The sequence below is a fragment of the Gilliamella sp. wkB292 genome, from assembly GCF_001690235.1.
Classification (GTDB): domain Bacteria; phylum Pseudomonadota; class Gammaproteobacteria; order Enterobacterales; family Orbaceae; genus Gilliamella; species Gilliamella apicola_F.
The window spans coordinates 1-26,794 of record NZ_LZGO01000069.1 but is presented as its reverse complement, the minus strand read 5'-3'; the positions used below and the strand labels follow the sequence as shown (position 1 = coordinate 26,794).

At 34.9% G+C, this 26,794-nt stretch carries 20 protein-coding genes, 1 pseudogene and 1 riboswitch; of the genes and pseudogenes, 9 read left to right on the top strand and 12 right to left on the bottom strand.

Going from position 1 to position 26,794, the window contains the following annotated elements:
• Window positions 1-81 precede the first annotated feature (81 nt).
• From A9G09_RS09365 to A9G09_RS09340, 5 genes are all read left to right on the top strand, one after another.
• Entirely contained in the window at window positions 82-1,950 is a 1,869-nt protein-coding gene (locus A9G09_RS09365; RefSeq protein ID WP_065634572.1) for an ABC transporter ATP-binding protein, read from the top strand.
• Complete coding sequence (locus tag A9G09_RS09360; RefSeq protein ID WP_065634571.1) at window positions 1,943-3,676, top strand: ABC transporter ATP-binding protein; 1,734 nt, start codon at window positions 1,943-1,945, stop codon at window positions 3,674-3,676. Before A9G09_RS09365 ends, A9G09_RS09360 begins: the two co-directional genes overlap by 8 nt.
• Window positions 3,677-3,742: 66 nt before the next feature.
• Window positions 3,743-4,681, top strand: coding sequence for an inorganic triphosphatase (locus A9G09_RS09355; protein ID WP_065634570.1), 939 nt, complete (start codon window positions 3,743-3,745; stop codon window positions 4,679-4,681).
• Window positions 4,682-5,710: 1,029 nt separating this feature from the next.
• On the top strand, window positions 5,711-8,548 hold the full coding sequence (glnE, locus tag A9G09_RS09345) for a bifunctional [glutamate--ammonia ligase]-adenylyl-L-tyrosine phosphorylase/[glutamate--ammonia-ligase] adenylyltransferase (RefSeq protein WP_065634568.1): 2,838 nt from the start codon (window positions 5,711-5,713) through the stop codon (window positions 8,546-8,548).
• A gap of 234 nt (window positions 8,549-8,782) precedes the next feature.
• Entirely contained in the window at window positions 8,783-10,945 is a 2,163-nt protein-coding gene (locus A9G09_RS09340) for an extracellular solute-binding protein (RefSeq protein ID WP_065634567.1), read from the top strand.
• 47 nt (window positions 10,946-10,992) lie between these two features.
• Here A9G09_RS09340 and A9G09_RS09335 read toward each other — a convergent pair whose 3' ends face one another.
• The 4 genes from A9G09_RS09335 to yeiP form a co-directional block, all read right to left on the bottom strand.
• Complete coding sequence (locus A9G09_RS09335; RefSeq protein WP_065634566.1) at window positions 10,993-12,219, bottom strand: MFS transporter; 1,227 nt, start codon at window positions 12,217-12,219, stop codon at window positions 10,993-10,995.
• Window positions 12,220-12,232: 13 nt separating this feature from the next.
• Window positions 12,233-13,060 carry an MBL fold metallo-hydrolase gene (locus tag A9G09_RS09330; RefSeq protein WP_065634565.1) on the bottom strand — a complete coding sequence of 276 codons (828 nt, stop codon included), beginning with the start codon at window positions 13,058-13,060 and terminating at the stop codon, window positions 12,233-12,235.
• 265 nt (window positions 13,061-13,325) lie between these two features.
• Window positions 13,326-14,222, bottom strand: coding sequence for a tRNA 2-thiocytidine(32) synthetase TtcA (gene ttcA, locus A9G09_RS09325; protein WP_065634564.1), 897 nt, complete (start codon window positions 14,220-14,222; stop codon window positions 13,326-13,328).
• A gap of 13 nt (window positions 14,223-14,235) precedes the next feature.
• Entirely contained in the window at window positions 14,236-14,808 is a 573-nt protein-coding gene (gene yeiP, locus A9G09_RS09320; protein ID WP_065634563.1) for an elongation factor P-like protein YeiP, read from the bottom strand.
• Window positions 14,809-14,912: 104 nt separating this feature from the next.
• Here yeiP and A9G09_RS12760 point away from each other — a divergent pair, with 104 nt between their 5' ends.
• Together A9G09_RS12760 and A9G09_RS09310 are read left to right on the top strand one after the other, a co-directional pair.
• On the top strand, window positions 14,913-15,191 hold the full coding sequence (locus tag A9G09_RS12760; RefSeq protein WP_065634562.1) for a YkgJ family cysteine cluster protein: 279 nt from the start codon (window positions 14,913-14,915) through the stop codon (window positions 15,189-15,191).
• Between the two features lie 211 nt (window positions 15,192-15,402).
• On the top strand, window positions 15,403-16,851 hold the full coding sequence (locus tag A9G09_RS09310) for an amino acid permease (protein ID WP_255307721.1): 1,449 nt from the start codon (window positions 15,403-15,405) through the stop codon (window positions 16,849-16,851).
• Between the two features lie 122 nt (window positions 16,852-16,973).
• On the opposite strand, the gene infA is transcribed toward A9G09_RS09310, so the two are convergent.
• The 6 genes and pseudogenes from infA to bamD all read right to left on the bottom strand — a co-directional run.
• Window positions 16,974-17,192, bottom strand: coding sequence for a translation initiation factor IF-1 (infA, locus tag A9G09_RS09305; protein ID WP_025315083.1), 219 nt, complete (start codon window positions 17,190-17,192; stop codon window positions 16,974-16,976).
• Window positions 17,193-17,424: 232 nt separating this feature from the next.
• Complete coding sequence (gene nadD / locus A9G09_RS09300; protein WP_065634560.1) at window positions 17,425-18,081, bottom strand: nicotinate-nucleotide adenylyltransferase; 657 nt, start codon at window positions 18,079-18,081, stop codon at window positions 17,425-17,427.
• Window positions 18,075-19,079, bottom strand: a complete 1,005-nt coding sequence (holA, locus tag A9G09_RS09295) for a DNA polymerase III subunit delta (RefSeq protein ID WP_065634559.1) — start codon at window positions 19,077-19,079, stop codon at window positions 18,075-18,077. Before holA ends, nadD begins: the two co-directional genes overlap by 7 nt.
• A gap of 9 nt (window positions 19,080-19,088) precedes the next feature.
• Window positions 19,089-19,583 (bottom strand): LPS assembly lipoprotein LptE, encoded by a 495-nt coding sequence (gene lptE, locus A9G09_RS09290; protein WP_065634558.1) that lies wholly within the window; start codon window positions 19,581-19,583, stop codon window positions 19,089-19,091.
• Between the two features lie 34 nt (window positions 19,584-19,617).
• Window positions 19,618-22,200: a leucine--tRNA ligase gene (gene leuS, locus A9G09_RS09285; protein ID WP_065634557.1), complete on the bottom strand. Its 2,583-nt coding sequence runs from the start codon at window positions 22,198-22,200 to the stop codon at window positions 19,618-19,620.
• 281 nt (window positions 22,201-22,481) lie between these two features.
• Window positions 22,482-23,204, bottom strand: a pseudogene (gene bamD / locus A9G09_RS09280) (outer membrane protein assembly factor BamD); the annotation flags it as partial.
• Between the two features lie 93 nt (window positions 23,205-23,297).
• Here bamD and rluD point away from each other — a divergent pair.
• Entirely contained in the window at window positions 23,298-24,272 is a 975-nt protein-coding gene (gene rluD, locus A9G09_RS09275) for a 23S rRNA pseudouridine(1911/1915/1917) synthase RluD (protein ID WP_065634555.1), read from the top strand.
• Window positions 24,273-24,285: 13 nt separating this feature from the next.
• A complete protein-coding gene (gene pgeF, locus A9G09_RS09270) occupies window positions 24,286-25,056 on the top strand; it encodes a peptidoglycan editing factor PgeF (RefSeq protein WP_081297539.1) in 771 nt (256 codons plus the stop codon).
• A gap of 466 nt (window positions 25,057-25,522) precedes the next feature.
• Here pgeF and A9G09_RS09265 read toward each other — a convergent pair whose 3' ends face one another.
• Both A9G09_RS09265 and queD read right to left on the bottom strand, forming a co-directional pair.
• Window positions 25,523-26,137, bottom strand: a complete 615-nt coding sequence (locus A9G09_RS09265) for a 7-carboxy-7-deazaguanine synthase QueE (protein ID WP_065634553.1) — start codon at window positions 26,135-26,137, stop codon at window positions 25,523-25,525.
• Window positions 26,134-26,562 carry a 6-carboxytetrahydropterin synthase QueD gene (gene queD / locus A9G09_RS09260; RefSeq protein ID WP_065634552.1) on the bottom strand — a complete coding sequence of 143 codons (429 nt, stop codon included), beginning with the start codon at window positions 26,560-26,562 and terminating at the stop codon, window positions 26,134-26,136. The genes A9G09_RS09265 and queD overlap by 4 nt, the downstream gene beginning before the upstream one ends.
• Window positions 26,563-26,564: 2 nt before the next feature.
• Window positions 26,565-26,610, bottom strand: a riboswitch (PreQ1 riboswitch).
• Window positions 26,611-26,794: the final 184 nt, after the last annotated feature.

Sequence of the window (26,794 nt, the reverse complement as noted above, 5' to 3'; positions counted from 1 at the left end):
CTAAATAGGCAAAAGATATTGTTATTTTATTTTTTATAATTGATAATGATTATTATTATTAAATGATAGTTGGTTCATTTTATGAAGTCCAGTAATAAGACTGCAAGTTCAAGACTTTGGGCGTTAGCATTTAATTATAAGGTTTTAATTACTTTCGCTTGTCTATTTTCAATTGTTAGTGTAGCCATTTCTTTTATCCCATTTATCGCCGTCTATTTTATTATCAATGAAATTGTAATGAGTATCAGTCGTGGTGCGGCTTTAAATAATGATTTAATTATCAATTATGGTTGGTTAGCATTTATTTCAGCAGCTGTATCTATTTTATTGAACTTTTTGGGATTATGTTTTTCGCATATTGCAGCTTTTAAAACTCTCTATCATTTAAAATATAATTTTGTAAGATACTTATCCTTATTGCCATTAGGTTTTTTTTACACGCATTCGAGTGGAGAATTACGTAAGATTGTTGATGATGATATCGAAAAAATTGAACAATTTATCGCTCACCAACTACCCGATATGGTTGGGGCGTTTGCTTCCCCTGTTATTATTTTAATTATTTTAGCTGTCTTTGATTGGCGATTAGGTTTAGCGACGTTATTCCCTATAATGCTTGCCTATATTGTGTTAATCAGTGGTTATAAACGTCAAGATGTTAAACATCATCAACACGAATTTCAAAAAAGATTGATTGACATGAGTAATGCATCTGTCGAATATATTCGTGGTATTACTGTCGTTAAAGCCTTCAATCAAACCTTTTTTTCGTTTAAACGATTTTATGAATCAATTAAAGCTTACCAGTTATATTGCTTAAAATTTATCTATTGTTTTAAATATCATATGGCTTTTTTCCTATTGATATTAAATAATATTTATCTTTTTATTATACCTATCATTATTTTATTATTAGGGCATACAGATAATTACGCTCATTTTATTTTGTCTGCTATTTTTTATTTGATTTTTTCTTTAGGGTTACCTGCACCGTTCTTTAAATTACTTTATGTCACTAGGAATTTTCAAAATTCAACAACTAGTGTGCAAACTATGGATGCAGTATTAAATATGCCTTTGTTGGTTGAACCTAAAAATGGTTCAACAACCGATCATTATGATATATGTTTTAATGATGTAAATTTTTCTTACTATAACAATCAAATTGATGAGAAATCTGCCAATAATAATGCAATCAGTCATATAACATTCACTGCAAAACAAGGTCAAACTACAGCTTTAGTTGGTTTATCTGGCAGTGGTAAAAGTACCATTTCTTTACTGATACCGCGATTTTTTGATCCTACCAGTGGGCATATCACTATTGGTGGTGTTGATTTAAAGCAGATGAAGAGTGATTACTTGTTATCGTTAGTCAGTTTTGTTTTTCAGGATGTTTTTTTATTCAAACAAAGCATTTTAGACAATATCAGAATCGGCAAACCTCATGCATTACTTGATGAAGTGATTGCTGCTGCGAAAGCGGCACAATGTCATGATTTTATTGAAAAGCTACCGGATGGCTATAATTCTGTTATTGGTACACAAGGATTACATCTATCGGGGGGTGAAATGCAGCGTTTGGCTATTGCAAGAGCATTATTAAAAAATTCGCCTATTTTGATCTTGGATGAAGCGACGGCATTTGCCGATCCTGAAAATGAATATAAAATTCAACTAGCATTAAAAGCGTTAATGAAAGATAAAACAGTCATTATGATTGCCCATCGGTTGTCTACCATCAAAGATGCCGACCAGATAATTGTTTTAGATAAAGGTCATATTGTTGAAAAAGGTACGCACCAAACACTAATTGACAATCATGCAACCTATTACAAGATGTGGCAGTACTATCAAAAAACATTAGATTGGGATATGCCACAAAGTAATCAGGCAGTTGAAGCAAATGATAGGCAAATAAATCATGTTAATGAGGTGCGAGATGTTTAAACGTTTACTGATGCTGTCAGATGTGGGAAACAAAAATCTAATTCAAGCAACGGTTGCTTGCATTATTACTAATCTGACATTAATGCTACCTTTTATTATTTTATTGCAAGTTATGGTGTTACTGATAAACCCATTAATCAATAATGTGCCTATTAATAAAAATGATTTATGGATAATGCTTGCCTTTGGCGTTTTAGCCGCTTTGTTATTTTTATATTGTTATCAACGAGAATATAAAAAAACTTACGCGAGTGCTTTTGGACAAGCCGCTAATACACGAATTGAAGTCGCCGAAAAAATTAGAAAACTTCCCCTAAGCTTTTTTAATCGTAAGGATTTATCTGAATTGACGACCAATATCATGGGTGACTGCTCAACGATTGAAAGTATGTTAAGTCACGTTATCCCCCAAATAATTGGTTATTCGTTTAGTAGCATAATTACCTGCAGTTTACTTGCTTTTTATGACTGGCGAATGGCTGGAGCCATATTGTGTACATTACCATTATCATTGCTGATTGTAGTTGTCGGTAAGATGATTGAAAAAAAACTAAGCCATAAGCATATTGAATCCAAATTAGCAGTGTCGAATGAAGTACAAGAATATCTTGACGGTATCAAAATTATTAAAGGTTTTGGAAGCAGTGGAGAAAAATTTCAAAAACTGGATAAAGCATTAAAGAATATGATGTGGGCATCGATTAAATTCGAAGGCATTGGCGGTATATTTGTCACGTTATCTATCATGATGTTACAGGTAGGGCTGGGGGTAGTGGTATTAGTGGGGGTAAAATTAATGGTTTCAGGTAGCTTAGCACCCATTACTTTTTTAGCATTTGTGATAATTAGTTCTCGAATTTACAGTCCTTTAATTTCGGTACTAACGCTATTACCTGAACTGTTTCATATGTTGGTTTCGATTGAGCGTATGAAGAGCCTTAATAAAGAATCAGTTATGGAAGGTCGTGATGATGTCGTTTTAAATGATTTCACAATTGATATTAATCATATTAATTTTTCCTATCATCAAAAAACTGTTATTCACGATTTAAGTTGCGTTATACCCTCAGGAAAAATGACAGCATTAGTCGGCCCATCTGGCAGTGGTAAAAGTACGTTATTACAATTAATTGCGCGTTTTTGGGATGTCGATAGTGGCAAAATTAGCATTGGTGGATATGATATTAAAGATGTCGATCCAGAAACCTTGATGCGTTATATGTCGTTTGTTTTTCAAAATGTTGTGTTATTTGATGATACCATTTTAAATAATATCCGTATTGGTCGCCATAATGCGACAGATGAAGAAGTGATGCAAGCTGCAAAAAAAGCACGTTGTGATGAGTTAATTGCACGCTTACCAAATGGTTGGAATACTTTAATTGGTGAGAATGGTAGTAAGCTTTCTGGTGGTGAAAGACAACGTATTTCAATAGCAAGAGCTTTATTAAAAAATGCGCCAATTGTGTTACTTGATGAAGCAACAGCTTCACTTGATCCCGAAAATGAAGTTTATATTCAGCAAGCTATTGCTGAACTGGTGAAAGATCGCACGGTAATTGTTATTGCACATCGTTTAAAAACCGTAATTTCGGCAGATCAAATAATAGTATTAGATAAAGGTACTCTTGTCGAACAAGGTAGTTATCAACAATTAATGGATAACAATCAATTGTTTGCTAAGCTTTATAAGCTACAAAAACAAACCTTTTCGTTGGCACCTTGAGTATTTGTATTTCTCAGTTAAATCGGTATATGATATGTGTAAATTATCATTATAGACTATAGATTAATGAACGAAATCGAATTGAAGTTTGAAATAACTAATCGCCAAATTGCTGATCTAACGTTGTTTTTAAACCAGTGGGTTAATTGTGATGCTGCTGAGTATCTAGATAGTGGACAAACGCAGCCAAGAATTTCACAATTAACCCTATTAAACACTTATTATGATACTACAGACTATTATTTGCGTAATAATGGCTGTGGATTAAGAGTTAGAGTAAGTGAACAAGGTTCAAATCAACATTGTGAAATGACTCTCAAGCGTGATTCTCAATCAATAGCGGGTTTGCATCAACGCGCTGAATACAATATTGATTTACCCAGCCCACACCTTGATATAACGGTTTTGCCTAAAACTGCATTACCAAAAGATTGCGATATTAACCAACTACAAAATCATCTTAAGCCTTTATTTAGCACCAATTTTAAACGCCAAGCTTGGTTAATTTTATTTGCTAATAGCGAAATAGAAGTAGCTTTAGACCAAGGTGAAATCGAGTCTAATGGAACAAAATTACCAATCCAAGAAGTTGAATTAGAAATAAAACAAGGTAATAAGCAAGATTTGATTAATTTTGCTATTGAATTAGCTCGGTTTAATTTGCACCTTTTTTCGCAAAGTAAAGCAGCAAGAGGTTATCGTTTATTAAAAAATCAACCAATTAACCACAGTGAAATTAATTTAAGTTATCAACAAAGCTTACCTGATATTTTAAAATTCTGGCAACAAAATGAAGAGTATGCCTTAGCTAATAACGATCTCAACTTTTATCAACACACATTACAACAAGTTCAACAAACTTTGTTAGAAAAGGGTGTTTTAATTGAACCTGAATTCAATCAATGGCAGCATGCGTTACAATCGATTAAATCAGTAAGCGATTTTGCTTATAGTGAGGTAAATACTAAATTGAAGTTAATGTTATTAGCTCAAAATAACCGGTAGTATTTTAGCAATATGTTTTAAATCATTATGGAACATTAAATGCCCGTTAATTTTTTTAAATTACCTTTATTGACGATATTATTTTTTCTGCTAATTAACGTTATTTTGCTAACAGGTTATTATTGTTTTTTTGACATTAGCCTGTTTTTTTCACCAACCATCGGGCAGGGATCGTTTTATTCGATAGGGAGTAATGTTCTTTTAACGCATTTCTTAATTCAACTACCCAATTTATTATTTATTTTTATTATCTCAACACTGCTTTTATCTCGACAAGCTATTTATCAAATCCAATGGCGTAATATCAGTTTTATTTTCATTATTTCAATTGTCATCACATTGATAACGATGGTTAGTCAATACTACCTAAATCAATATATTGATCCTCTCTTAAATCAAAGTTCAGCATCGATACTGTCTATATTAACCTCTTGGATAGTGGTTATAGTATTGATGATAATTGACTATATTGTGATAGCAATGATGTTTTATTTAGGCATGAAATTATTTAAAAAATACCTTATTTATACCCATTATTGCCTAACTAGGCAGCAAAATAAAAATTTACATTTATCATTGTATATCGCGCTATTTAATTGGTACTTTTTAACTTTGTTATTTAGTTTTTTTTACATACAGAACGTTTTTTATACGTCTTTGCTTGCTAATTTGGTTAGAACTGGCATATTGTTTACTTTTCTAATTGTTGTAAATACATTAGGTTATTTTGCCTTACGTAACTGTTTTACGGCTGTAAAAAAACATTTAGAAATAAAAAAACTGATCTTGAGTTCATTATGGGCTTTTTTAATTCTTTGTTGTTTAACGTTAGCATTGATGTTTGGATTAATCCGATTGATGGAATTAATCTCAAATGAATATATATCAGACACCATAGAAATAGGTTTGTGGTACCTATTTCTTTTGATTTTGTGCGTGTTAAGTTGTTTTGTCACTAGAGTATCGGTAAAACTGTTTTTTAAACAGCGTCAACTTGTCAATCAACCCAATTTTGTATGAGCTAATAATATGTCAGAATTAACTTCACTATTTAATGATAAAAAACAGAAAATTATCTCACAATTGACTGAATGTGATCCTAATGATGTTCAAGTTAATTTAGATATTTTGGTTCAAAGTGATTTTGTCGTTGATGCTTTTTGTCGCTTTCCAGAATGGCTGACAGACATTGTTAACAATCCTCCTCAGGCTGATGAAAGAGGTAACTATCAACAATGGTTAAATCAAAAGTTAGCGTTGGTATCTGATGAATTGACGCTCATGAAAGCGTTAAGATTATTTAGGCGTTATATCTTAGTGAGGCTTGAATGGTCACAATTAACACAAACCAGTAGCGATGAGCAAATTTTATTGCAACTTACTCACTTGGCTGAGGTGATTATTATCACCGCACGAGATTGGCTTTATGAACTGAGTTGTAAAGAGTGGGGTACGCCGTGTAATTCGCAAGGGCAAGCGCAACCTTTACTTATTCTTGGTATGGGAAAATTAGGGGGCGGAGAACTTAATTTTTCATCTGATATTGATCTTATTTTTACTTATCCTGAACATGGACAAACACAAGGCGGTCGTCGCGAATTAGACAATGCTGTGTTTTTTACGCGTTTGGGACAACGTTTAATTAGGGCATTAGATCAGGTTACCGAGGATGGTTTTGTCTACCGAGTTGATATGCGCTTACGTCCTCTAGGCGATGGTGGTCCGCTTGTTTTAAGTTTTTCGTCGATGGAAGACTATTATCAAGAACAAGGTCGTGATTGGGAACGTTATGCGATGGTTAAAGCAAAAGTGCTTGGTAATCAACAAGATCATTATACTGTTGAACTTTATCAACTTCTTAAGCCATTTGTTTATCGTCGTTATATCGATTTTAGTGTATTACAATCATTGCGTAACATGAAAAGTATGATTGAACGTGAGGTTCGTCGTCGAGGTTTAAAAAATAATATCAAATTGGGTGCAGGCGGTATTCGTGAAATTGAATTTATTGTACAAGTTTTTCAACTTATTCGTGGCGGGCGAGTTGTTGGATTACAGACTCGTTCGCTGTTAACCGCACTACAAGTCATTGAGCATGAACAGTTATTAAATTATCAAGAAGTCTCAATTTTACGTGAAAACTACCTATTTTTACGTCGTTGTGAAAATGTGTTGCAAGCAATCAATGATGAACAAACACAAACACTTCCCGACGATGAATTAAATAAAGCTCGGTTATCATTGTCTATGGGGTTTGGCACTTGGCATGAATTTGAAACGGAATTATTTGTTCGAATGCAGGCGAATCGACAAATATTCAATGAATTAATTGGTGAGGATGATAATGAGTCCTCTACTAAAACTAAACCTTATAATGACCAATTTGATGAATTATGGGTGCCTGATTTGCAATTGAGTGATGTGCAAGCAGTATTACCTGATTATTCAGATGAGAAAGCTAATCAGCTCTACCAATTACTTTTACAGTTTCGTGATGATATTGGTAAACGCACTATCGGCGTACGTGGACGAGAAATACTCGATCAGCTCATGCCACGTTTACTTGATGCTTGCTGTAATGACAGTCATAGCCATAGCTTGATGGTATTATCACGTATTTTGCCATTATTGGTAAATATTGTAAGCCGTACCACCTATTTAGAACTGTTATTAGAATATCCAACTGCATTAAAACAATTAATTCGATTATGTAGTGCATCGCCTATGATTAGCGATCAGCTTGCGCATTATCCAATTTTGCTTGATGAGTTAATTGATATCAATTCATTGTATCAAACGCCCGCTCCAGATGAATATAAAAACCAACTTTATCAATATTTATTACGTATTTTATCGGATGATGAAGAACAACAACTTGAGGCATTAAGGCAATTCAAACAAATGCAACTACTGCACATCGCGGCGGCTGATGTTGAACATGTATTATCGACCATGAAAGTCAGTGATCATTTAACCTATGTTGCAGAATCGCTCCTTGATTTTGTTGTTCAAATGGCCTGGAATCAGATGGTTAGTCGTTATGGTAAACCTGATTATTTAGTGGATAACCAGAAAGGATTGGTGGTGGTTGCTTATGGTAAATTAGGTGGATGGGAACTGGGCTACGGTTCAGACTTAGATTTAGTTTTTTTACATGATTGCCCCGTTCATAGCATGACCAATGGTGATAAGCAGATCGATAGTCGCCAATTTTACTTACGATTAGTACAACGAATAATTCACCTATTTAATGTACGAACCAGCTTTGGTATTCTTTATGAAGTTGATGTTCGCTTGCGACCACAAGGTGATGCAGGACTATTAGCGTGTAGTTTGGATTCATTTGAAGATTATCAGATGAATGAAGCATGGACATGGGAACACCAAGCGTTGGTTCGAGCAAGAGCTGTTTATGGAGAACCCGCACTCATCCATCGCTTTAATCAGATTCGTCATAGTATTTTAAGCCAGCCTCGAGATGAAAATCGATTAAAAACTGAAGTACGAGAGATGCGCGAAAAGATGAGAAGCCATTTAGGCTCCACACAATCAGACTTATTTAATTTAAAAATTGATGAAGGTGGGATTGGCGATATTGAATTTTTGTCTCAGTTTTTGGTACTTAATTATGCTCATCAACAACCTAAAATGACGCAATGGAGTGATAATGTACGTATTTTAGAGTTGGCTGCAAAATATCAAATTATGGATAGTGAACAAGCGCAGCAATTGACAAAAGCTTATATCGACATGCGTAACGAAATTCATCGTTTGGCCTTGCAAGTTTTACCCGGTACTGTTGATAATTCTTGTTTTACACAGGAAAGGGCAATAGTAAAACAGAGCTGGAATAGATGGTTAAATTGAATGTTTAATATTGGTTAATAAGCGAGTTTGATTTCAAAAAACAATAATGCTAAACATCTTATTAAAACTAACCTAATCGTTAGGCTCCATTTTCAAGTTTGATAAAGATTCAACAAACTTAAATTAAATAGAGTGATAATCTAAGGTTAAAATAAGATTTTAATATCAACACGTTATCATATAGTTAGTTAATTTGAGTGGTTTATTACCGGTTATTTATGGAGTTTAAGATTAATGGCAACGATCAAAGATATCGCTAAAATGGCAGGTGTATCACATGGTACGGTGTCAAATGTACTAAATGGTCGCGGTAATGTCAGTGTCAAAAAAATTAAACTTGTTGAGCAAGCCGCTCAAGCATTAGGGTATCAACTAAACTTACAAGCAAAGTTTTTAAAACAAGGAACGACCAAAACGATTTCGGTCTTATTACCCAATATTACCTCTGAACAGTACGCCGATTTATATGATGGGCTTTTTAGTTATTTAAATCGATTAGGTTATGGACTAACCTTATATTTAACCTATGATTCAAAAGAGTTTGAATTACAACTCATCCAAGAAATTGCAGTAAAACGCGATTATGCGGTAATTGTGGTAAGCGCTTTAGATAGTGCACAAAGTTATTACCAAACGTTAAAAATAGACAAAGAAAAAATTATTTTTGTTTATCGTAAACCAAAATCCGCGCTGAAATTCATATCATTAGATTTTGAAAAAGCTGGGCATGATATTGCGTGCGAAATGATAAAAAATAATTATCGGCATATCGGTTTATTTAGTAACTCTGACCAACATACTCATTCGCAATCTTTCAAAAAAGGTTTACAGCAAACCTTTAAGCAACAAAACTATCATGTCGATATAAATTGCATTGCTTCAATGCCTTCAAATAGTACCTATAATTTATCATTCAATTTTTTTGCAAATGAGCAAGTAGGGTACGATGCCATCATTACCATGGATATGGAGCGCGCACATTTTGTTCGAAATGCTAATTATTTTGGAAGTTTACAACCTTGCCCACCAATTTATACATTAACGAAGAATAGTTTTTTTTATGAAAACCATTTTTATCAATATCATATGAATTATGGGATATTAAGTCGGCAAATTGCCAATCTAATTGAGGACCAGCCAATTACTTTACCTGAAAATAAAGGATTTACCTTACTTCCTGATTCATTGCCCCACGACAAGACTAACTATGGTGATGAAATTAATTTTTTAATTCTTCCCAGCCCGTCAACCCAAGCCGTAGCCAAATTATTACCTCACTTTAGCAAAATAAGTGGTATTAACGTTAATTTAATAGTTAAACCTTTTGATGAGATTTATCACATACTTAATCATGTAGAACATCATAAATATCTGGATATTATTCGGATTGATATGGCAGGGCTACCTTGGTTTGCCCCTTCAATATTTAAGCCATTATCTGAGCTGCAAATTGATTTATCTCACATCTTTGCACGCTATACACCTGAAATAATAGACCGTTTTAGTTATGTGAATAATATCGCTTATGCCTTGCCGTTCGATCCAAGTGTGCAGATGCTTTTTTACCGTAAAGATCTTTTTGATGATCCTTTAATTAAACGCGCTTATTTTGAACAGTTTCGTCAACAACTTGATGTACCGACTAATTTTGCTGATTTTAATCAAATATCGGCTTTTTTTAATCGACAGCAAAATGGGGAGTCGCAAGTAGAATTTGGTAGTTGTTTTACCTCAGGTAATGATGAACTTATCGCTTCCGAGTTCTTAGTCCGCTATTATGCACAAGGTGGAAAATTATTTAATCATTCCCAACCACAGCTCAATACTGTTATAGCACTTACAACGTTAACTCAATTACACTCTTTTATTAAACTAGCTAAAAATATAAATGCCACTTGGTGGCAAGATTCAGTGAAATTATTTGAACAAGGCAAGCTAGCGATGCTAATTGTTTATATGAATTTGTTTAGTTGTATAAATCATCGTAACATTTTGCCGTTGGTGGGGTATGCTAAAGTGCCGGGTAATAAGCCTTTATTTGGTGGTGGTTCTTTAGGTGTATCAAAGTACAGTCAAAAAGATGCAGCAATAAAATCTTTTTTTGATTGGCTATATTCACCAGAAATTAGTGAACAAATTGCGTTATTGGGTGGGGCAACGGCACAAAACTCTATTTTTCAAAATCAACGCATTATCAATAGTTATCCGTGGCTTACTGTGGCTCAGCAGCAGTACGCTAACGGTATTCGTGAAAATAGTATAAAAGGTGAGGCTGTGAATTTAAGGTGTGTTGAAAACATCATAGGCAATTATTTATCAAAGTGGATGACTAAGCAATACGATTCAAAACAAGTTATTGATTTAATTAATGATGAGATAAAAAAACAATATTGCTAATGATAAACACACTAACAATATTGTTTAATTCAATAATTAAAATCAGATTATTTTGATTTTTCTTTTGGGGCCATAATTACATCTTTATCTTTGAACAATAACCAAAAACCAATAGCAACAATGGCTGCCACTACAGCAGGATAGATCCAAAACTCTTGCCATTGTGGCCCAGCATTTGGCAGCGTTTTTTCGGTAACCACGCGATTGTTGATAAATCCACAAACCGATGCGGCCATAAATACGCCAAAGCCATTAGAAACAATAAAACGTAATCCTTGCGCTTGTGCTTTGATTTCTGGTCCTGCTTTTTTATCTACATAAATATCACCAGCGGTAAAGAAGAAGTCCCAACAAACACCTTGTAAAAGTAATGTGCCAATAATGTAAAAGAACATCGTACTACCGTCGGCAGTCGCGGCTAACGATAACATCAAACTACGAATAACCCAGCAAATTGCGCCAAATAAAATGATTTTTTTGAAACCAAAACGACCTAATAAGAAAGATAAAAGGAACATAAATAAAACTTCAGTGGCGATAGCTATTTGCATCATTGATGCAGGCTCTAATCCTAAAACAGGTAGATAAACCGGTAAATAAGCACTATAAGCTGTTTTAGTTATCATTAAGATAAACGTTGATAACATAAAAATAGTAAAGTATTTGTCTTTAAATAGTGATAATGCATCTAAACACATCGCATCGCGCAAAGAGAATTTTTTATTTTTGCTAGTTGGTGGTGTATTAGGTAAAGTGAAACAATAAATGCCATAAACCACAGATGCACCTGAAGCAAGTAAAAATGAATTGATAGAACTAGAAAAACCCGTGTAACCAAGAATTAACCCTACAATCATAAAGCCGATGGTACCAAATACACGAATAATCGGGAACCAGCGCACACCATCTATATGTCTAAAGCTAACGCTATTAGCTAATGCCGTTGTTGGATAGAATAATAAACCAACGATGAAAATCATGATTAAAAAGCCAGCAATATTGCCGTTTTCAACAAAGTTCGGGATCAAGAATAATACAACGGCATTAAGAATATGTAATATGCCCATCACTTTTTGTGATGCGATAAATCTATCCGCAATCATGCCAATGAATAACGGTGAAATAATGGTTGCGATACCTAATACAGAGTAAGTTGATCCAACAATCTCTTTTAATCCATAAGCAGCGAGTACAGCCCCAATAACCATATTCCATGCACCTTGCACAAAATATTGTAAAAACATCATTACCAGTAGACGTGGTATTTTAAACATAAAAAACTCCGTATTAAATTGTTTTTATTAAGCCGTCATAAGCGACTTCTATATTATGAGGTTTGAATATTTCCACTAATTCATCGTGCATAAAGCCACTACTATGTGAATGATGCGACGTTATTAGTTGTGTTTTATCATGGAAAATATTTTCACTAATCATGCGTTGTTGTGCGGCGATCACAGTTTCAATGCTCATATGATTATTGGTGCGGTCGTTCTGTTTATAGCCATAGGTACATTCAAAGATAGCTAAATCAATTTTTTTGCCGCTATTTTTAAGCCATTGCCAAGTGAGTTCAGGAAAATAGCCTGAATCATGACCATGAAGAATAGTTTTCCCATCTTTTTCAATTAAGTAGATGAAACAAAATTCCCATTTTGCATGATTCGATAGTAAAGGCGTTACATGATAGCCAGCAGAGCTGGTAATAGTCTGATACGGGACCAATAAATTAAAAACAAAGCGTTCAGGGCTGTAACCTGGTAGTACATGTAAGCACCCATTTATTGCAATATCATTGCCGTAGATATAAAGCGGGTGATCAATGTTAAAGCCATAATCTACCATACGGCTAAATAGATCACCGACATTAAAATGGTCTGGATGGGTATGCGTAAATAACAAATCTTTGATTTTAGTTACATCAATATTTTCTCGCATGACTTGGTAACTAAATTCGGGTGCAAAGTCAATTTGCATGATTTCATCAATGATAACGGAGCTTCGACTCCTGATATTTTTACCTTTTTGTATGCGGGTTTTCTCGCAGATTTCACATTTACAAAAAGGATTTGGGATACCTTCCGAGGCTGCTGTACCCAAAAACTGTAGTTTCACATTGTTCTCCTATAATTCAATGATTCAAATTGTTGTCATTTTATTTCTTGATATAAAGCATCTAAAATTGGAACGTTCCAATTTTATTGAAATGACTTGAATTCCACAATAAAATTAATTAATTTTTTGTTAATTCGTGAGGAAGATCAAAATTTGTAAGGGGTGATGAGTGTCGAAATATAAAATTAATGAGGGGGAGAAGATTATCGGCGATTTTACTCATTCGCCGATAAATCGTTATTTAAAAGTAGATAATGGCTAATATTTAGTTTGCTTCTTTCCAAAGAATTAAGTCTTGATCCTCAAGGTCAGATGCATCAAATCCAATTACTGGGGGGAGATCTTCGCGATCAAACGCTATGTCGCCACCATTGACATCAATATCCCCTTTTTTGATACCTTTAAAATCATAAAGGTTGGTATCACATAAATGTGAAAGCGTAATATTTTGCGTGGCTCTAAACATGGTTTCTATACGACCAGGAAACTTTTTATCCCAATCGTTTAGCATCTCTTTAATCACTTGACGTTGTAAATTAGGTTGTGAACCACAAAGATTACATGGAATGATTGGGAATTGCTTAATTTCAGCATATTTTGCAATATCCTTTTCTTTACAGTAAGCCAGCGGTCGAATAATAATATGTTCGCCTGAGTCATTAACCAATTTGGGTGGCATTGCTTTAAGTTTGCCACCATAAAACATATTTAAAAATAACGTTTCTAGAATATCATCACGATGATGACCTAAGGCAATTTTGGTCGCGCCAAGCTCCGTTGCGGTGCGGTATAAAATACCACGACGCAAACGAGAACAAAGTGAACACGTTGTTTTGCTTTCTGGAATTTTTTCTTTTACGATACCATAAGTATTTTCTTGAACAATTTTATATTCAATGCCTAATGACTCTAAATACTGAGGCAAAACATGTTCAGGAAATCCGGGTTGTTTTTGATCTAAATTGACGGCAATTAGTTCAAAATTGATCGGGGCACTGATTTTCAAATTTAATAAAATATCAAGTAGCGTATAGCTATCTTTACCACCTGATAAGCAAACCATAATCCGATCACCATCTTCAATCATATTGAAGTCGGCAATGGCTTCTCCCGTTAGGCGACGTAACCGTTTATGTAATTTATTTTGATTATATGTATTCATCACGATTTTTAGATTATTCAGCTCGGCTCATATAACGGCGTTCAGCAATATGAATTTTTACTTTTTCGTTATTATCAATGTATTCTGGAACCTGGATAACCAAGCCTGTTGATAAGGTTGCTGGTTTTGTGCGTGCACTGGCAGACGCACCTTTGATGCTAGGTGAAGTTTCAATGATTTCTAAATCAACTGTTTGAGGTAACTCTAATGCAACTACCTCGCCATCAGCCATTAGCACTTGAATACCGTTCATTCCACCTTCAGGTATAAATAATAGCTCTTCTTCGATTTGTGCTTTTTTGAAGATAAACGGCGTGTAATCTTCATTATCCATAAAGACATACTCATCACCATCGATATATGAAAAACTAACCGGACGACGAATTAATTCAATGGTTTCGATAATATCATCACCTTTAAAACGTTCTTCGACTTTACCGCCAGTTTTTACATCAGTAAATCGCATTTTATAAAGTGTGCTAGCGCCACGTGCACTAGGGCTTTGAACATCAATATCTTTAACCAATAATAATTTACCGTTATAAGTGACTGCATCACCACGTTTTATTTCATTTGCTTTAGCCATAATATCTTCTTCGTGATTATTAATAATAGAGTTGAAAATTAGCTCGCTATTTTAGCGCTATCTTGCTATTGTCACCAACAAAATTTACCGAATAATGTCAAATTATGAAAAAAACAACGGATAGCTTATTTCAATGTCGAAAAAACTGTGGAGCTTGTTGTATTGCGCCTTCAATTTCGTCAATGATTCCCGGTATGCCAAATGGTAAACCGGCTGGAGTTGCGTGCATTCATTTAAATAGTAATTTTCAATGTGACTTATTTGGACAGTCATCAAGACCTCAAGTTTGTGGTCGGTTAAAGCCTTGTATTGAGATGTGTGGCAACAATCGTGTACAAGCTTTAAATTATTTAACTCAATTAGAACAGTTAACTAGCGTTTAACTATTGCTAATATTTAATAAACGAGTTTTATTATTAGAATTATTTATCTCGCGTCGTTTTTTTTTTGATAAACTTCATCGCATTTCATTATTTAATGATAAATGACCATATTAATTAGATTAGTCTTCAGTTAATTATTGATAGGATTTCTGTACACACTATTAACTGAATTTTTCTTATTGTCTTTTTTTATCTTTTTAAACAGAAGAATATTGTTATGAATAATAAATTAAAACGGGACTTAAAATCTCGGCATTTAGCCATGATTGCTATTGGCGGTTCAATTGGTACAGGGCTTTTTGTTGCTTCAGGCGCAACGGTTGCTCAAGCGGGGCCCGGTGGTGCATTACTTTCGTATGCTATTATTGGTGTTATGGTGTACTTTTTAATGACAAGCCTTGGTGAACTAGCGGCGTATTTACCGGTATCAGGTACCTTTGCTACGTACGGCGCTCGTTATGTTGATGAGGCTTTTGGTTTCGCAATTGGATGGAATTATTGGTATAACTGGGCAATTACTGTTGCAGTAGATTTAGTTGCTGCTCAGCTTGTTATCTCTTATTGGTTTGATGCAGGTAGTTATAGTTGGCTTTGGAGCTTACTGTTTTTAAGCATCATCTTTTGTTTGAACTATATTTCTGTAAAAGGATTTGGTGAAGCCGAGTTTTGGTTCTCATTAATTAAAGTTGTCACAGTTATCGTGTTCATTGTGATTGGTTTGTTGATGATTGTTGGCATTTTAAAGGGGAGTGAAAACGCAGGTTGGCAAAATTGGACTATTGGCGATGCGCCTTTTGTTGGTGGTTTTTCATCGATGATAGGGGTTGCGATGGTTGTTGGCTTCTCATTTCAAGGTACGGAGCTAATAGGAATAGCGGCTGGCGAGTCAAAAGATCCAGAAAAAAATATTCCAAAAGCGATGAAGCAAGTTTTTTGGCGAATTTTACTGTTTTATATTTTTGCTATTTTGGTCATTAGCTTAATTATTCCTTATACAGATCCAAATTTATTACGTAATGAAGAAACTGATATCAGTGTCAGTCCATTTACCTTAGTTTTTCAGCATGCAGGACTATTATCCGCTGCGGCAATTATGAATGCGGTTATTTTAACATCGGTATTATCGGCGGGTAATTCCGGTTTATATGCCTCAACGCGGATGCTTTATGCATTGGCTAAAGAGGGGAAAGCCCCTAAAATCTTTTCAAGGCTATCTTCATCAGGGGTACCTAGATTTGCACTTATCGCAACGACAATTATTGCTATGCTATGTTTTTTAACTTCGATGTATAAAGATCAAGAAGTTTATTTATGGTTGCTTAATATGTCAGGCATGACAGGTTTTATAGCTTGGCTTGGTATTGCAATTAGTCACTACCGTTTTAGAAAAGGTTATATTGCACAAGGATTAGATGTCAATAAGTTACCTTATCGTTCAAGCTGTTTTCCATTTGGTCCAATATTTGCTTTTGTGCTATGTTTGATTATTACACTAGGTCAAAATTATGAAGCATTTTTACAAGAGACTATTGATTGGAATGGCGTAATAGCAACATATGTCGGTTTACCACTATTTTTGGTAATCTATTTTGGCTACAAAATTGTGAAAAAGACCAAATGGGTTAAATATTCAGAAATGGATTTCTCACAAGTAAATTAATTAGCATAATAGTATTTAAGCTCTTTTTTCCGTCGACATAAGTCGACGGAATTTTATTAAAAAAGAGAATAAACCGTTTTAGATTTAATAATGATTAAATAACAATTCTGATGATAACGATATTAGCGACTACGGAATATGATACGTGCTTTAGATAGATCGTAAGGTGTCATTTCAACGGTAACTTTATCGCCAGTTAAAATGCGAATATAATTTTTGCGCATTTTACCAGAAATATGTGCAGTAACGACATGACCATTTTCAAGTTCAACACGGAACATCGTGTTTGGAAGAGTATCAAGTATGGTACCTTGCATTTCAATGTTATCTTCTTTTGCCATTGGGGCCTCTTATTAATAAATACAAATTAAATATACTCATATCATCATCCATTTATTCCCATATCATCTGGGGATAACATGACAACTAAAAACTTTTTTAAAACTGCTTTTATCGACTTTTGTACATATAGATTAATTGACATTGAGTATAAGCTATAAAATCACTGAATTTATAATATATAAAGACAGCGGCAAAATAATGCCGAAAAAACTGACAGAAGTAAAGACCTTTCTAATTTTTCTTTGCATTATAAAGCCCTTGCTCACAAATATAATGCCATACTTTGGGTGGTAATAAATTTTTACAACTTTGTTGATTATGAATATTTTGTCGAATTTCTGTTGCTGATATATTTTCTAAAGGGGTATGTGCAAAATAGATGTAACCAGCTGGAAAATTATGCAAATCGTGAATATTGGTTGTTTGATGTTGAGTGATCCACGCTTGAAGTTCATTGTCAGTCGTTTTTTCGGTATAACCTGGACGTCTACAAATAAGTAAATGGCAGTAATTAAGTAGTATTTTCCAATCTTTCCAGGTGGGTAAATTTAATAAAGAATCTTGTCCCATGATAAAGGCTAGACCAGAGAGCTTACCATGTTGGTGACGCCACTGTTGTAGTGTTTCGATAGTGTAAGAAGGTCGTGTTAAATTTTGTGGTAGTATTTCTCTGGTATCAATTGAAAATAACGGCATATCGCTTATGGCTAAATTCAACATAGCTAGGCGCTGTGTTGTCGTTGCCTCAGGTTGCGGTTTATGAGGGGGAATATGATTGGGTAATAAGCTAATTTTTGTTAAGCCAACCTCTTTTGCTAGCGCAATTGCTGGGTAAATGTGTCCATAATGAATTGGATCGAAAGTACCACCGAACAATGCTGTTAACATTTATTTAATCCCATAAATTGCATTGTTAAAGCCGATAGCGCATCCCACACTCGTAGTTGATTATCATGTTTCAAGCTGATTTCAATTTCAGTAAGTAGAGCCAGCGTTGAAAATAGATCTTTAATATCATTACGATTTAAATAATTGGTATACATTGCTCTTTTGTTTTGCCAAATTTTATATTCATCAAAAGTTTGTTTTAACGGTTTTGATGATAAACTTTTTTTTAGATTGATGATCAAAATCAGCTCACGTTGAATAATCCTGAGTAATATTAATGGTTCAAAATCATTCATCTTTAATTGCTGTAAAATGTGGGTTGCTCGCTTTGTTTTATGAGCAACCATTGCATCAATCCAGTGATACGGAGTAAATATGGCAGAATCATTAATATTACTTTCAACTTGATCATAAGTTATTGTTTGGTTTGTATAGAGTAACTTTAGTTGCTCAATAATTTGCGTTAATGCCAGTAAATTTCCTTCGTAATAATAACAAAGAAGATCGATAGCTTCAGGTTCAACCACTATTTGCTTTTGTTGAAGATGATTTTTAATCCATTGTGGTAATAAAGCTGTGTCAGGCGTAGTACAATTGACGACGACTAAGTTATCGGATAATTTTTTATACCAAACTGCATTTTCCTGAGTTTTAGTAATTTTTGTTAAACTGATAATTAATGCAATATCAGGATTGAGTATTTCACTTAAACTATTCAGTTTCGAACTCGTCGCTGTATTGATTGTGTTTTCACCAAAATCTAAAAAAATTAGTGTATTGGTTGAAAATAGATTCATTGCATGACAACTATCATAGATAGGCTGCCAATCAGATTGATTATCTATGTTAAATGTCAGTTGTTCATTAAAGCCAGCTTGTTTAAAAGCGGTTTTTAGCTGCGATTGGCTATAATATTGTAAATAAGGATCGTTGCCTAACAGTAGATAATAGGGCGATCCTAATTTTGTCGTAATTTGGTCTGCGTTGATTTTAATCATGTCAAAAAGTTAATTAACAGCATCAACCGATTTCAATTTGCGAATAATTTGTTTAGCTGCTTGTTTATACATTTCATCTTCAATTAAATCTTGCTCGGTTGTTTTAGCAAGTGCTGCTGTTGGGTTATCAAAAAATGTACGGAAAATACGAACACTAATTGGGTATACCTTTTCACTTGCAACAATAACTTGAGCGTCAACATTTAAGACTAATTGATATTCCGCCGCCTTACCATCTTGGTAAATAGATATCGTACTACGATCAATGGACTCTCTTATAATATTTAAAGAGGGATAATTGTGTGATACATCATTGTTAGCTAATGTAACTTTATTATCCTTTAATAACTCTTTAATATTTCTTGAAAGCTGTCCATAAGGATCATAACTGATATAAGCCATTGTTTTAAATCGTGCCGGTATTTCAGTTTCATTTTGTAGATGAAAACCACACCCCGTCAGTGATACTGCCATTAGCATAAATAAGGCTATATATTTTTTCATAAGTATTACCACCCATGTTTTAATTTTAACAGTATCAACCAACAACAAGATTTAATAATTTACCCGGCACATAAATAACTTTACGAATAGTAACGTCCGCTAAGTATTTTTGGATATTCGGTTCTTGTTTTGCTTGTGCCAATACCAAATCTTGGTCAGCATCAGCAGGTACGGTAAACTTACCACGTACTTTACCATTAATTTGCACAACAATCAGTTTTTCATCTTCGATCATGGCAGACTCTTCAGCTATAGGCCATGTCGCATTATCAATTGTTTCACTATGGCCTAAAGCTTGCCACATGACAAAACAAGCATGAGGCATCATTGGGTAAAGCAAACGAACAATCGCATTTAAAGCTTCATCCATAAGCGCATGGTCTTGAGCTGATTCTTGTGGTGCTTTTTGCAAACGATTCATAAACTCCATTACCGCAGCGATAGCAGTATTGAAAGTTTGACGACGACCAATATCATCACTGACCTTAGCAATTGTCTTATGTAACTCACGTCTTAATGCTTTTTGATCGGCATTTAAAGCATTAACATCAAGTTTATCCGCACTGCCTTTTTGCGCATGTTCATAAACTAAACGCCAAACACGCTTAATAAAGCGATTGGCACCTTCAACGCCAGACTCTTGCCACTCAAGGGTCATCTCGGCTGGTGAGGCAAACATCATAAACAAACGTACAGTATCGGCGCCATATTTTTCGACCATTTCTTGTGGATCAATACCGTTATTTTTTGATTTAGACATTTTAGTCATACCGGCATGCACCAGCTCATTACCTTTGCTATCTACCGCTTTCACAATACGACCTTTTTCATCACGTTCGATTGTGACCTCAGTTGGTGATACCCAAATACGTTCATTGGTTGGGCTGGTATAATAAAACGCATCAGCTAACACCATACCTTGGCAAAGCAAACGCTTAGCCGGCTCATCTGATGATACTAGACCAAAATCACGCATTAACTTATGGAAGAATCTAAAATAAAGTAAATGCATAATGGCATGTTCAATACCCCCTACATATTGATCGACTGGCAACCAATAATTGGCAGCTTTTTCGTCTAACATGCCTTTGTCATAATGTGGACAAGTATAACGAGCATAATACCAAGATGATTCCATAAACGTATCAAAGGTATCCGTTTCACGCAATGCTGGTTGTCCATTAACTGTGGTTTTTGCCCAATTAGGATCGGCTTTGATTGGACTGGTAATACCGTTCATTTCAACGTCTTCAGGTAAAATAACTGGCAGCTGATCTTCTGGTGTAGGAATTGTGGTGCCATCTTCAAGGGTCACCATTGGAATTGGTGCGCCCCAATAACGTTGGCGAGAAACCCCCCAATCACGTAGACGGTAATTAACTTTACGTTCACCAATACCTAACGCTATGAGTTTATCGGCAATGGCATTAAACGCTTGCTCAAAATCAAGACCATTAAACTCACCCGAATTAAACAATATACCATGTTGAGTATACGCATTTTCGGAAAGATCCGGCGCTTTGCCATCTTGATCTAAAATTACCGGTTTAATTGGCAAATTGTATTTACTTGCAAACTCATAATCGCGTTCATCATGGCCTGGTACTGCCATTACTGCACCGGTTCCATATTCGATTAAAACAAAATTAGCAATCCAAACCGGAACTTTATCACCTGTTAATGGATGAATAGCAAAAAATCCTGTCGCCATACCTTTCTTTTCCATGGTCGCCATATCGGCTTCGGCAGTTTTAGTATTTTTGCATTCAGCAATAAATTCAGCAATTTTGCTGTTATTTTGGGCTGCTAATTGTGCTAGTGGGTGTTCTGCCGCAACAGACACAAAACTCACCCCCATTAATGTATCAGGCCGTGTAGTATAAACTCGTAACTTATCCGCATAGTTTTCAACCGTAAAATCAAACTCTACACCTTCAGAGCGGCCGATCCAGTTACGTTGCATGGTTTTAACTTGTTCTGGCCAGTTTTCTAATGTATCTAAATCGTTAAGTAACTCTTCGGCATAATTAGTAATTTTAATAAACCATTGTGGGATCTCTTTGCGTTCAACGGGGGTATTACAGCGCCAACAGCAACCTTCAACCACCTGTTCATTAGCAAGGACGGTCTGATCGTTCGGACACCAGTTAACAGCGGATGTTTTTTTATAGACTAAACCTTTTTCAAACAATTTAGTAAAAAACCACTGCTCCCATTTATAGTATTCAGGACGGCAGGTTGTCACTTCACGATCCCAATCATAACCAAACCCTAATAACTGTAGTTGCTTTTTCATGTAAGCAATATTTTCATAGGTCCATATAGCCGGTGCGGTGTTATTTTTCACTGCCGCACCTTCTGCCGGTAAACCAAAAGCATCCCAACCAATAGGTTGTAAAACATTTTTGCCATTTAAACGTTGATAGCGTGAAATGGTATCACCGATAGTATAATTTCGAACATGACCAAGGTGTAACCGCCCAGAAGGGTAAGGTAACATTGATAAGCAGTAATACTTTTCTTTTGAGGGATCTTCGGTAACATGGAATGTTTTATTTTCTTGCCAATGTTGTTGAACTTTGGCTTCAATCTCATCGGGGCGATATTGTTCTTGCATGACGAATTAATGTCCTATCTATTATTGCTAATAAAAATAATTTGCTAATTGTATTGGTTATTGTCACGTTTTACAAACGATATGTGAATGTATGAATAGATTTATTAAAGAGGATAATTTAGGCAACTCATTAATAAGATTAACAAACAGAGTAATTGCTAGCTAATAATTTTAGTGATGGGCGGGTAATTATCCCGCCTCTTACGGCTTTAGTTACCATTAAATACGCTGGTTAAGCGTGATAAAAATGAGCGCTGTTCTTCTTTAGGCATGTTTTCAAGATTTGCTTGAATAAGTGTATCGGTTTTTTGTGTTTCATTAGTTAAGCCTAGTTCATTATAGGCATCGCGCATTAACAGTAGACCTTGTTTAGTTGAATCAGTATCTGGAAATAACGCAATCATTTGGCTAACACGATTAATAACCGCAACATAAGCACCGCGCTGAGTATAATATTCCGCTATTTTAAGTTGATATCTTGATAGTCTATTTTTCAAAAATACCAAACGTTTTTGTGCATCAGCGGCGTAAATACTGGTTGGAAAACTTGAAACCAGATAAGTGAAATCTTTAAAAGCAGCGGTAGCAAAGTCAGGATCTCGGTCTGAACGATCAACATTGAACCAACCTTGGATCATATTGTTGTCTTGAGCCATATTGGCTAAACCACGCATATAAATAACCCAATCAATATTAGGATGAGTAGGGTTTAATTTTAAAAATCGGTCAACCGACGCGATAACTAATGGGAAATTAGCAGATTTATAATAAGCATAAATTAAATCAAGTTGCACTTGTTGCGAATAAGGACCAAATGGATAATTTTTATCCATCGCCTCTAATATAGTGATACTGGATTTTATGTTACCACTTTCTAGCTCGGTTTGAGCTTTGTTGTGGAGTTCTAATTCTGATACATTTTCAACATCAGGCTTTGTTGTTGTGCAACCAATTAACATGCCACTTAAAGCAATTGCTAACAAAGAGTGTAAACGTAGTTTCATTCAGTTCTCAATCCAAAATATAAATAAACATTAAAGTCTATGAATAGTATATAATACTCTAAAACATATCAGCTTAAAATAGATAAATTACATATGCTCGAGTTAAAATTATCAACAGAAATAGAACAAACACAACTCGGAATGCGTTTAGATCAAGCGTTATCCGAGCTTTTTCCTGATTATTCACGTTCCAGAATAAAAGAGTGGATTGTGAATAATAAAGTGACAGTTAACGGTATTATTGTTAATAAGCCTAAAGAAAAAGTACTAGGCGGTGAAAAAATTACCATTAGTGCAGAAATTGAGCAAGAAACATATCATCAACCTGAAAATATAAAATTGAATATTGTTTATGAAGATGATGATATTTTAGTTATTAATAAGCCGCGTGATTTAGTTGTCCATCCTGGTGCGGGCAATCCTAATGGCACCGTATTAAATGCATTACTTTATCATTATCCAGAAATAGCACGAGTTCCGCGCGCCGGTATTGTCCATCGCTTAGATAAAGATACCACAGGTTTAATGGTTGTTGCCAAAACAATCATTGCGCAAACACATTTAGTTGAATCGTTGCAATTACGTGAAATTACGCGGGAATATGAAGCCGTTGCCATGGGCATTATTACCGCAGGTGGGACAATTGATGAGCCGATTACTCGTCATCCAACAAAACGAACACACATGGCGGTATTTCCAACTGGCAAACCCGCTGTTACACACTATCGGGTAATGGAAAAATATCGGCTCCATACGCGTCTACGTTTAAGACTCGAGACGGGACGGACACACCAAATACGTGTGCATATGGCTCATATTGCTCATCCATTAGTTGGCGATCCTCTATATGGCGGACGACCAAGACCACCAAAAGGTGCAAGCGAATCATTTATACAAACATTACGCGATTTTGATAGACAAGCCTTACATGCTGCTATGTTACGGTTATTTCATCCTATTACTGGAGAGCAGATGGAATGGCATGCACCTATCCCAGAAGATATGCAAAAGTTAATTTTAGCGCTTCAAGAAGATACCCAACAACATAAAGATGAATTAGATTGGTGAGGTGAGCATCATGATTAAATCGATTTCTCCTTATTGGCCAGCCCCGAAAAACATTCGGGCATTTACCACCACTCGAAAGGGTGGGGTAAGCCTAGCACCTTTTGAAAGTTTAAATTTGGGAAGTCGCACCGGTGATGATTTAGATCATGTTACGGAAAATTGTCGGCGATTAATTAAAGCAGAACAGATTCCTAGTGAACCTTATTGGTTAAATCAAACGCATAGTACAGTTGCACTAGATATTACTGAAGTTGAATTGCAACCAGCTATCGGCATTATTGCTAATGATAGGTTTGAAGCTGATGCGTCGTATACTCGGCAAGCTAAGCAGGTAAGTGTGGTGTTGACAGCTGATTGTATGCCAGTACTGTTTTGCTCGGTTAATGGCGATGAAGTTGCAGCGGCTCATGCTGGTTGGCGTGGACTTTGCAATGGAATTTTAGAACAGACTATTAAAAAGTTTTCATGTCCTAAAAATCAGATCCTTGCTTGGATGGGGCCTGCTATTAGTGCAAAAAAATTCGAAGTGGGTGGTGAAGTGAAAGCACAATTTGAAGCAATTGATCCTCAAGCTGAACAGGCTTTTACATTGATTAACCAAACAGAACAAAAATACCTTGCGGACCTCTATTTAATCGCCAGACAAAGATTAACTGCCATGGGAATAAATAAGATTTTTGGTGGTAATTTTTGCACTTTTACTGAACAGGATTTATTTTTCTCTTATCGTCGTGAAAACAGAACCGGTAGGATGGCATCGATGATTTGGTTTGAAAATCCATAACCATCCTAGTATTTCAAAAGCGGTAATATTGTGAATAATTATAATAATAAGGTATTAACCAGAATGATGAAATTTAATAATCCTCAGCCAAAAGCACGATAACAATTACAACAGAATTTTAAATTTGAAGATGTTTTTATGATTACCGAATGACCTGTTACTTTTAGCTTTTTTGAACAAGATTGGCGATGTGCGTAAACTAATTGCCTTCTTTTTTTAAATAGGATGATTCTTAGGGGGGGACTCATTAGCAGCGATCTTTTTAGCTCATATAGCTAAGAAAATCATATATTGGATGAAAAAAGCGACAAAGTTTTAATAGAAAACTTTCTGACTCAGTCGTTATTCGTTGCGTGCAAGATGCATGAGATGATACAGAAATCTTTTGTAACAAAGCTTTTAATCAATACTGAAAATTCAAACAATATTACATTAATTTAAATAATTTAAAAAAATAGCTCATTTATCATTCGATATTCGCAAATTTATGGGTTTGAATGCTAAGTAACCATTTATTTTCGCTGCGCTGTTGATTTATTTTGCCGAGTAATTCAATGGTTTCAAACATGTTAAATTCACCATTTTTTTCACAAGGCGATAAAAAATAACGTTTGGCTTTGATATGTTTTTCAATGTAGCAGCAAAAAGGTAAAAATTCAGGGTGGTTTTCTGCCACAATTCGCACTTCATCTGCGGTGGATTGAACAATTTTTTGATAGCGTGTTTGATAACAGAACTTCGGGCTTAAGGCAATATAATCGATTAATGAATCGACTTTACCTAAACCATTACTTTCAATTGCAATAAAATAATTAGCTTGCTTAAGTGGTGCTAACAATTCGGGTAATGCTTTTACCATTGTTGGTTCGCCACCAGTAATAATAATATTTTTACTTTGGTAACTTTTTACTTTAGCTAATATGTCCGCTAACGTGTATCGTGTAAATTGACGGAAATTGGTATCACACCACTGGCAATTTAAATTGCAACCAGCAAAGCGAATAAAAATAGCTGGCATGCCTGTATTATAACCTTCGCCCTGTAAAGATTCGAAGATTTCAACAATGCGAAACTCTGTCATTTTTCGCTCCGATGATATTCACAATAAGAAGTGGGTGTTTCCCACAATTTAATCATCGAAACGGGTAGGTATTGTGACAAACAATCAAAAATAAATTTACTCATTGCTTCGGCAGTGGTCCGACAAGGAAAAGCAAAAGTTTTTCGATTCATTTCGTGTAATAAAGCCGCGATGCGACACTCATTATCATTATTTTGATTATAAAGATAAGCGTGATCGAGTGGATCAACAATATGCTGTTTGACAATTGACTTTAGATCTGCGTAATCCATCACCATATCAGCACTTGAACCATCGGCAATAAGGTTACCACTAATCTCAACCAACAATTTATAAGTATGGCCATGAAGGTTATGACATTTTTTATTATGCCCATCTAACATATGACAAGCATCAAATTGAAACTCTTTAGCTATTTTAAACATGTTTAATCCTAGTTTTTTTTCGTGGGATGGGTTACGAACCACGGTTAGATAATCTAACAAAATTGAGGGAAGCTAATATAAAATATTCCTACCGGTTTGTCATTTAAAATCATTATATTGAATAAACATGGTAAAGATTATATTTTTTATACTAGGTAAGTAACTTAAATAATATTAGTAATATAGATGCCAAAAATTTTGTTGGGTAATTAAAAATTAATTGTTATACCAC

Excerpts from the sequence above, each read along its gene's own strand:
- A9G09_RS09365 (WP_065634572.1), top strand. The coding sequence starts at position 82 with ATGAAGTCCAGTAATAAGACTGCAAGTTCAAGACTTTGGGCGTTAGCA.
- A9G09_RS09360 (WP_065634571.1), top strand. The coding sequence starts at position 1,943 with ATGTTTAAACGTTTACTGATGCTGTCAGATGTGGGAAACAAAAATCTA.
- A9G09_RS09355 (WP_065634570.1), top strand. The coding sequence starts at position 3,743 with ATGAACGAAATCGAATTGAAGTTTGAAATAACTAATCGCCAAATTGCT.
- glnE (WP_065634568.1), top strand. The coding sequence starts at position 5,711 with ATGTCAGAATTAACTTCACTATTTAATGATAAAAAACAGAAAATTATC.
- A9G09_RS09340 (WP_065634567.1), top strand. The coding sequence starts at position 8,783 with ATGGCAACGATCAAAGATATCGCTAAAATGGCAGGTGTATCACATGGT.
- A9G09_RS09335 (WP_065634566.1), bottom strand. The coding sequence starts at position 12,219 with ATGTTTAAAATACCACGTCTACTGGTAATGATGTTTTTACAATATTTT.
- ttcA (WP_065634564.1), bottom strand. The coding sequence starts at position 14,222 with ATGAATACATATAATCAAAATAAATTACATAAACGGTTACGTCGCCTA.
- yeiP (WP_065634563.1), bottom strand. The coding sequence starts at position 14,808 with ATGGCTAAAGCAAATGAAATAAAACGTGGTGATGCAGTCACTTATAAC.
- A9G09_RS12760 (WP_065634562.1), top strand. The coding sequence starts at position 14,913 with ATGAAAAAAACAACGGATAGCTTATTTCAATGTCGAAAAAACTGTGGA.
- infA (WP_025315083.1), bottom strand. The coding sequence starts at position 17,192 with ATGGCAAAAGAAGATAACATTGAAATGCAAGGTACCATACTTGATACT.
- nadD (WP_065634560.1), bottom strand. The coding sequence starts at position 18,081 with ATGTTAACAGCATTGTTCGGTGGTACTTTCGATCCAATTCATTATGGA.
- holA (WP_065634559.1), bottom strand. The coding sequence starts at position 19,079 with ATGATTAAAATCAACGCAGACCAAATTACGACAAAATTAGGATCGCCC.
- lptE (WP_065634558.1), bottom strand. The coding sequence starts at position 19,583 with ATGAAAAAATATATAGCCTTATTTATGCTAATGGCAGTATCACTGACG.
- leuS (WP_065634557.1), bottom strand. The coding sequence starts at position 22,200 with ATGCAAGAACAATATCGCCCCGATGAGATTGAAGCCAAAGTTCAACAA.
- rluD (WP_065634555.1), top strand. The coding sequence starts at position 23,298 with ATGCTCGAGTTAAAATTATCAACAGAAATAGAACAAACACAACTCGGA.
- A9G09_RS09265 (WP_065634553.1), bottom strand. The coding sequence starts at position 26,137 with ATGACAGAGTTTCGCATTGTTGAAATCTTCGAATCTTTACAGGGCGAA.
- queD (WP_065634552.1), bottom strand. The coding sequence starts at position 26,562 with ATGTTTAAAATAGCTAAAGAGTTTCAATTTGATGCTTGTCATATGTTA.